Origin of the sequence: Devosia geojensis (genome assembly GCF_000969415.1) — a bacterium.
GTDB lineage: Bacteria > Pseudomonadota > Alphaproteobacteria > Rhizobiales > Devosiaceae > Devosia > Devosia geojensis.
This window is the reverse complement of the sequence record NZ_JZEX01000121.1, coordinates 24,231-31,012: the sequence shown is the minus strand read 5'-3', so window position 1 is coordinate 31,012 and position 6,782 is coordinate 24,231. Positions and strand designations below refer to the sequence as shown.

General features: G+C 67.1%; 9 protein-coding genes. 5 read left to right on the top strand and 4 right to left on the bottom strand.

Annotation, left to right across the window (positions count from 1 at the left end; all coding sequences use genetic code 11):
• The first annotated feature begins 85 nt into the window (after positions 1–85).
• From VE25_RS14085 to VE25_RS14065, 5 genes are read left to right on the top strand one after another with little or no spacing between them, the layout of a single operon-like run.
• The gene (locus VE25_RS14085; RefSeq protein WP_046109278.1) at positions 86–1,420 is read left to right on the top strand and encodes a replication-associated recombination protein A; all 1,335 of its coding nucleotides are present in this window, start codon (positions 86–88) and stop codon (positions 1,418–1,420) included.
• The gene (crcB, locus tag VE25_RS14080; protein WP_046109277.1) at positions 1,421–1,804 is read left to right on the top strand and encodes a fluoride efflux transporter CrcB; all 384 of its coding nucleotides are present in this window, start codon (positions 1,421–1,423) and stop codon (positions 1,802–1,804) included.
• Positions 1,801–2,790 (top strand): RluA family pseudouridine synthase, encoded by a 990-nt coding sequence (locus VE25_RS14075; protein ID WP_046109276.1) that lies wholly within the window; start codon positions 1,801–1,803, stop codon positions 2,788–2,790. The genes crcB and VE25_RS14075 overlap by 4 nt, the downstream gene beginning before the upstream one ends.
• Positions 2,790–3,449: an HAD-IA family hydrolase gene (locus tag VE25_RS14070; protein WP_046109275.1), complete on the top strand. Its 660-nt coding sequence runs from the start codon at positions 2,790–2,792 to the stop codon at positions 3,447–3,449. Before VE25_RS14075 ends, VE25_RS14070 begins: the two co-directional genes overlap by 1 nt.
• Positions 3,450–3,459: 10 nt before the next feature.
• Positions 3,460–4,245 (top strand): ATP12 family chaperone protein, encoded by a 786-nt coding sequence (locus VE25_RS14065; RefSeq protein ID WP_046109274.1) that lies wholly within the window; start codon positions 3,460–3,462, stop codon positions 4,243–4,245.
• 42 nt (positions 4,246–4,287) lie between these two features.
• Here the strand turns inward: VE25_RS14065 and folK are convergent, their stop codons facing one another.
• The 4 genes from folK to VE25_RS14045 all read right to left on the bottom strand — a co-directional run bounded on the left by folK (position 4,288) and on the right by VE25_RS14045 (position 6,765).
• Positions 4,288–4,731 carry a 2-amino-4-hydroxy-6-hydroxymethyldihydropteridine diphosphokinase gene (folK, locus tag VE25_RS14060; protein WP_046109273.1) on the bottom strand — a complete coding sequence of 148 codons (444 nt, stop codon included), beginning with the start codon at positions 4,729–4,731 and terminating at the stop codon, positions 4,288–4,290.
• Between the two features lie 2 nt (positions 4,732–4,733).
• Positions 4,734–5,117, bottom strand: a complete 384-nt coding sequence (gene folB, locus VE25_RS14055) for a dihydroneopterin aldolase (protein WP_244466932.1) — start codon at positions 5,115–5,117, stop codon at positions 4,734–4,736.
• 4 nt (positions 5,118–5,121) lie between these two features.
• Positions 5,122–5,970, bottom strand: a complete 849-nt coding sequence (gene folP / locus VE25_RS14050) for a dihydropteroate synthase (protein ID WP_046109271.1) — start codon at positions 5,968–5,970, stop codon at positions 5,122–5,124.
• 372 nt (positions 5,971–6,342) lie between these two features.
• On the bottom strand, positions 6,343–6,765 hold the full coding sequence (locus VE25_RS14045; protein ID WP_052731973.1) for a cupin domain-containing protein: 423 nt from the start codon (positions 6,763–6,765) through the stop codon (positions 6,343–6,345).
• Positions 6,766–6,782: the final 17 nt, after the last annotated feature.

The following is a 6,782-nucleotide window of genomic DNA, read 5'->3' as shown; positions in this document are numbered from 1 at the left end:
ATGCGACACCTCCCCCCTTGCGGGGGAGGCTGGGAGGGGGGTACTCCGGTTGCAAATGGGTTTTGTAAAGCGCACCTATCCTTGAATGTCCGATCTTTTTGCCAGCGATAGCGACGACGAGCCGAGCGTCCCCTCCGCGCAGCAGGGGCGGCCGCTGGCCGACCAGTTGCGCCCGCGCTCGCTCGACGAGGTCATCGGGCAGGAGCACCTGCTGGGTCCCGAGGGGACGCTGCGGCGGATGATCGGCTCCGGGCGGCTGGGCTCGCTCATCCTCTGGGGGCCGCCGGGCACCGGCAAGACCACGGTCGCGCGGCTCCTGGCCGACGAGATCGATTACAAGTTCGAGCAGATCTCGGCGGTGTTCTCGGGCGTGGCGGATTTGAAGAAAGCCTTCGAGAAGGCGCGGTTCGACCGGATGAACGGCAAGCGCACGCTCCTCTTCGTCGACGAGATCCATCGCTTCAACCGCGCCCAGCAGGACGGGTTCCTCCCGGTGATGGAGGACGGCACCATCGTCCTCGTCGGCGCAACGACCGAGAACCCGTCCTTCGAACTCAACGCGGCGCTGCTGTCGCGCAGCCAGGTGCTGCGCTTCGAGTCGCTTTCGCTCGAGAATCTCGAGGACCTCGCCAAGCGCGCCGAGGCGCTGACCGGGCAGGCTCTGCCGCTCGACGAAGAGGCGCGGCGCACCATGCTGACCCTTGCCGATGGCGACGGGCGGGCGATGCTGGGGTTGGTGGAGGAGGTGCTGGCCTCGGCCCGGCCAGGTGAGATGATGGACACCCAAACGCTGCTCTCGGTCGTCCAGCGGCGCGCTCCGATCTACGACAAGGCGCAGGAGGGGCACTACAACCTCATCTCGGCCCTGCACAAGACCGTGCGCGGCTCGGATCCCGACGCGGCGCTCTACTATTTCGCGCGCATGCTCGATGCGGGCGAGGACCCGCTGTTCCTCGCCCGGCGGCTCATCCGCATGGCGGTGGAGGATATCGGCCTTGCCGATCCGCAGGCCCTGCCGCAGGCGGTGGCGGGGCGGGACGCCTATCAGATGCTGGGCTCGCCCGAGGGCGAGCTGGCGCTGGCGCAGGTCGTCGTCTATCTCGCGCTCGCGCCCAAATCCAACGCCGTCTACACCGCCTTCAAGGGGGCGACGGGCGTCGCCAAGGCCGGCGGCTCGCCAACGCCGCCCATGGTCATCCTCAACGCGCCGACCAAGCTGATGAAGAACACCGGCTATGGCGAGGGCTATATCTACGACCACGACACGCCCGAGGGCTTTTCAGGCCAGGAGTACTTTCCCGAAAAGATCGGGCGGCATGAGTTCTACCAGCCCGTCGAGCGCGGCTTCGAGCGCGAGCTCAAGAAACGTCTCGATTATTTCTCCCGGCTGCGGGCGAGCAAGCGGGAGGGCGAGGACTAGATGCAGGCCTTGCTGCTCGTCGGCGCCGGCGGAGCGATCGGGGCGATGCTGCGTTATGGCGTCTCGACCCTCGTCGGGCGGCTTTGGCCGTCGGACTTCCCCGTCGCGACGCTCGTCATCAACATCGCCGGTTCGTTCGCTATGGGTCTCCTTGTCGGATGGTTGGCGCGGGCGATGCCCACCTGGGCGGCTGAGGCGCGACTCTTCGTTGCCGTGGGCGTCCTCGGCGGTTTCACCACGTTCTCCGCCTTCTCGCTCGAGGCGATCCTTCTCATCGAGCGGGGCGCGCTGATGCAGGCGGCGCTCTATATCCTGTTGTCGGTTGCCCTTTGCCTCGCCGGGCTTTATCTCGGGCTCCTGATGACACGAGGATTTCCCGCATGAGCGGTGTACAGCAGCGCGAAGTGGGCGCCGACGAAGACGGCATGCGGCTCGACCGGTGGTTCGCCCGCAACTTCCCGCAGCTCGGCTTCGGGCGGCTGCAGAAGCTCATCCGCAACGGCGAGGTACGCGTCGACAAGGGGCGCGTGCAGACCAGCACCCGGCTCGCTTCCGGCCAGATCGTGCGCATCCCGCCCATCGACGATCCGGACGTGGTGCGCCCGCCGCGCGTCAGCAACGAGGACGCGGACTTCCTGCGCTCGCTGATCCTTTACGAGGACGACGAGCTCTACGTCTTCAACAAGCCCTACGGCCTTGCCGTGCAGGGCGGCAGCGGCACCAAGCGCCATATCGACGGCATGCTGAAGAGCCTGCCCAACAAGAAGGGCGAGCCGCCGCGCCTCGTCCACCGGCTCGACCGCGACACCTCCGGGTGCCTTGTCGTCGCCAAGACGCATGCGGCGGCGAGCCATTTCGGCACGGTCTTCCGCTCGCGCTCGGCGCGCAAGATCTACTGGGCGGTGGTGGCGGGCAATCCGAGCCCGCGGCAGGGCGAGATCTCCTGCTGGCTCGCCAAGCGCGCGACCACCGACGGTGAGCAGATGGTCGTCGTGCCGCATGGCACGCCCGGCGCACAGCACTCGATGAGCTATTATTCGACCACCGATACGGCGAGCCGCCGCTTCGCCTGGGTGACGCTGAAGCCGGTGACCGGCCGCACGCACCAGTTGCGCGTCCACATGGCCCAGCTCGGCAATCCGATCCTCGACGATCCGCGCTATTTCAACATCGAGAACTACCAGCCGGCCGAAGGGCTGGGAGAGGGGCTGCACCTCCACGCCCGCCGCATCGCCCTGCCGCTGCGCTCGGGCAAGCGCCTCGACATCTCGGTGCCGCTGCCGCCGCACATGCAGCAGAGCTTCGATGCCCTGGGGTTCGACGCGGCGCGCTACGACGTGCAGGCGGTCGATCCGGAGGACGACAACTGATGCTCGTGATGTTCGACATGGACGGCACGCTGATCGACACGCAGGCGCTGATCTGCGAGCACGCGGCGGCGACCTTCATCGGTGCGGGCCTTAAGGCTCCCACGCCCGAGGAGGTGCGCCGCATCATCGGCTTGTCTCTGCCGGTTGCTATCGGCCGGCTCCTGGGTAGCGATGACCAGCGTCTTATCGATCGGCTGGTCGAGGATTACAGGCAGCGCTATCGGGCATCGCTCGTCAACGGGTCGGACCGGGAAGGTCTCTTTCCCGGCGCGCGCGAGTCTCTCGACGAGCTGCGGGCCGAGCCCGAGTACCTGCTCGGCATCGCGACCGGCAAGGGGCTTTCGGGCGTCAACCGCATCCTCGACCTGCACGGCCTTTCCGGCCATTTCACCACCCTGCAGACGCCGGACCACAACCCTTCCAAGCCCCATCCGGGCATGATCCTGCGGGCGATGGAGGAGACGGGCGCCGCGACCGCGGAGACTGTGATGGTCGGCGATACGGTGTTCGACATCGAACTCGGCCGCGCCGCCGGCGTTGCGACCATCGGGGTCACATGGGGCTACCACGATCCGGCCGAGCTGATCACGGCGGGCGCCGATGCGATGATCGACCGTTTCGAGGATTTGGCGCCCACCATCCGGCGGCTGATGAACTAGGGGTGCCGTCATGCGCGAATTCATCGAAGACGCCCTCAACCATCGCGACGACGGCTACGGGCGCGCCCAGCAGCACGTCAAGCAGCAACTGCCCAAGCGCTTCTACAAGCAGACGGGCACGGCTCCGACCGAGGGCGGCCATACCGTCACCCTCGACGGCCGGCCGACCCGCACGCCCGGCAAGCGCATCCCCGTCGTCGTGCCGGTCGAGCCCTTGGCCGCCGCGATGGCGGAGGAGTGGGCCGGGCAGGGCGAGCACATCGACCCACTGACCATGCCGCTCACGCGCCTCGTCAATTCGGCGCTCGAGAGCGGGCCCGAGACGGTGCCTGCGTTCCGCGAGAAAGTGGTCAAATACGCCGCCAACGACCTGCTGCTCTACCGCGCCGACAGTCCGCGCGAACTCGTCGCCGAGCAGGAGCGGCTGTGGGACGACGCGCTGGTGCGGGTCGCGCGGCACTTCGGCATCGGCTTTCAGCCGACCATCGGCATCCTCCATCAGCAGCAGCCCGAACCGACGCTGAAGCGCCTTGCCGAAGCGCTCGAGGACGAGGGGCTGCTCACGATCACGGCGCTGGTCTCGATCACCAATCTCACGGGCTCGGGCATCCTCGCCATCGCCGTGCGTCACGGGCTGATCGAGCCGGAGGACGCCTGGACGCGTGCGCATGTGGACGAGGACCACCAGGCGCGCCTCTGGGGCGTCGACGAGGAGGCGGCGCTGCGCCGCACCCGCCGCAAGGCGGAGTTCGACGCGGCGGTGGCCGTGCTTGATTTCCTGAAGGATAGGCGATGAGCATCGCCGTGCGGGACTGCACGGCGCTGGCCTCGGCCTGGTTCACCGCGGCGCTTTAGCCCTCTCCACCACCCACTCGGCTGTTGCCGGGTCGATCTCGCGCAAGGGGACGAGCACGAAGTCGCGTTCGTGGGCGTGAGGGTGGGGGACCGTCAGGCGGCCGCTGCGCAGTTCCAGGCGGTCGTAGGCGATGACGTCGATGTCGATGAGGCGCGGGCCCCAGCGTTCCAGCCGCTCGCGGCCCATGGCGCGTTCGACCTCCAGGCAGGCGTCGAGCAATTCCTCGGGCTTGAGGCTCGTTTCTACGGCGAGCGCCATGTTGGCGAAATCAGGCTGGTCGGTCTTGCCCCAGGGCTTGGTCTCGATGACGCTCGAGCGGTGGACGACGGTGATCTCCGGATGCGCGTCGAGCCGCTGCACTGCCTCGGCGAGCTGCGCCTTGGGATACCCGATATTGGCGCCGAGCGAGAGCCAGGCCTTGGGCATGGTCAATCCTTCCGTGTGCGATGGAGCTCGACCGAGGCTGCCCCACGCACCATGGCGATTGGGGCCTCGGGTTTCTTCACGCGCACGATGATCCAGCCGATATCGGCAAAGGCGGCGAACACCCGGTCGGCAATGCGTTGCGCCACAGCCTCAATAAGGTTGAACGGGCCTTCCTCGAAGGCGGCCTTGGTGACGTCGTAGATGTCGGCGTAGGAGGCCGTCCGGCCGAGTTCGTCGGTGTCGCCGGCTGGCGACAGGTCGAGGCCGCAGGTGAGGTCGACGACGAATCGCTGGCCGAGCTTGCGCTCCTCGGGAAACACCCCATGGTAGCCGTAAAAGCCGAGTCCTTCCAGGATGATGCGGTCGCCGGTGAATGCGTCGGTCAAGGTTCTAGCTCCGTTCGGCAGGCGGACCATAAAGGGTCGCCTCGGCCACTCTAAGCGCGTCCTTGTTGGCGCGCACGTCGTGGACGCGAAAGATATGGGCGCCCTGCGTATAGGCGACAACATTGGTGGCGATCGTGCCGGGCAGACGTTCGGCGGGCTCGTTGCCCAGCAGCTTGCCGATCATCGACTTGCGCGAGGTGCCGACGAGAAGGGGATAGCCGGGATAGGCCCTGGGCAGCTCGCGCAGCAGCAGGTAGTTCTCGATGAGCGTCTTGCCGAAGCCGAAGCCGGGGTCGATGACGAGCTGCGCCTTCGGCAGGCCGGCCCGCTCGGCGATCTCGACCGTGCGGTCGAACCAGCGGCGCATCTCATCGAGCAGCGGCTTTTGCGGGTCGCGGGCCTTGTCCCAATGCATGGCAACGACCGGCGCGCCGTGAAGCGCGGCGACGTCCGCCATCTCCGGCTCGCGCTGCAGGCCGTAGACGTCGTTGAGGATCGCGGAGCCCGATTGCAGCGCCTGGTCGGCGACGAGCGCCTTGTAGGTGTCGACGGAGACCGGGCGGCCTATGTTCGCCGCGGCGAGGGCCTCGAGCACCGGAATCACCCGGTCGAGCTCCTCCTGCACGCCGATTTCCTCGGAACCCGGCCGCGTGCTCTCGCCGCCGACGTCGACGATAGCGGCGCCTTCGGCCACCATCTCCCGGGCATGGGCGAGAGCCGCGTCCGCGCGGTTGAATCGCCCTCCGTCCGAAAAGCTGTCCGGCGTGACGTTGAGGATGCCCATGACGAGCGCGGTCGGACCGAGCGTCAGCGTCGATTTGTCGGGCAGGGTAAGGGAGTAGCTTGCGTGCATGGCGGTCCGAGCAATCTCGTTGCCTCGGCTGTACCCCCCTCCCATCCTCCCCCGCAAGGGGGGAGGTGCCGCACCGTGCCTTTGGCACTATCTGGTCAAGAGCACAGACCAGCACCTCCCCCCTTGCGGGGGAGGATGGGAGGGGGGTGATGGTGGGATGCTGCCGCGGGCGCGCCTTCCCTTCTCCCCTTGTGGGAGAAGGTGCCCCGAAGGGGCGGATGAGGGGTCTACGATGCTTAAACAAGCGCCGGTGGACGTTGCAGCATCATAGACTCCTCACCCTGATTTTCCGCTGAACGCGGAAAGTCTGTCCCTCTCCCACAGGGGGAGAGGGTGCCCCCACTCACTCCACGGTGCACGGATTTCCGAAGGTTACTTCCGTACCGGCCCCAGGTCGTCGTCAGGATAGTGAATCGTCTCCTCGCCTGTCTTTCGCGAGCCGACGACGAGATAGGTGGCGGGCGCCTGCGACCGGTTCTGCAGATGATGCCCATTGGGCTCGCCCGCCGGGAAGCCGACGATCGAGCCGGCGGTCAACTCGTGGGTGCCGTTGTCATCGACGAGGGTCAGCACGCCGTCCATAACATAGACGAATTCGTCCTCCGCCTCGTGCCAGTGGCGCAGGGCCGACCAGGCGCCCGGATCGAGCGTCAGCATGTTCACGCCGAACTGGGTTATCCCGACGCTTTTGGCGAGCCGCTGCTCGTGTCTGCCGGCGAAGAGTTCCGGTTTTATCTTGTAGCCGGCGCCGGAAGCAACGCGCAGCCTGGAGATGTGCGAGAGCTTCGTTTCCATGGCTGCCTCCTGCCGGT